The 482-nt window shown below is 72.8% G+C and carries 1 protein-coding gene; it reads right to left on the bottom strand.

Features of this window, described 5'->3' with window-relative positions; translation table 11 throughout:
• The coding region (locus tag VR44_RS40535) for a vitamin B12 dependent-methionine synthase activation domain-containing protein (RefSeq protein ID WP_045952713.1) at positions 1 to 482 on the bottom strand (482 nt) is incomplete at both ends.

Genomic DNA, 482 nt, shown 5'->3' on the forward strand with positions numbered 1-482 from the left:
ACCTGGAGGCCGATGACGTCCACCTCGCCGGACTCCTCCGGACGGACGAAGTCCGCCAGGCACAGCCGGCGGCCCCGGCTCTGGCGCGGGAAGGTGAACCGGGTCCGCTCGGCGCCGTCCTCGTCGAGGACGATCAGGTCGTCGCCCTTGGAGACGCAGGGGAAGTAGCCGTAGACCACGGCCGCTTCGAGGAGCCGGTCGGTGTGCATCCGGTCCAGCCAGCCGCGCAGACGGGGCCGGCCCTCCGTGGCGATCGAGCCGGCGTCCTTGAGGCCCCACTGGCCCTTGAACAGCGCCTGCTCGTCGAGCCAGCCCGCGTACTCCTTGAGCTGGACGCCCTTGACGACCCGGGTCCCCCAGAAGGGCGGGGTGGGCACCGGGTTGTCGACCGCCACCTCGGAACGGCCGGCTGCCTCCGGTTCCCGGACGTCGAGGACGGCGGCGCGCTGCGGTACGCGGCGCTGCTTGAGGGGCGGGAGTTC

This window comes from Streptomyces katrae (assembly GCF_000966975.1).
GTDB lineage: Bacteria > Actinomycetota > Actinomycetes > Streptomycetales > Streptomycetaceae > Streptomyces > Streptomyces katrae.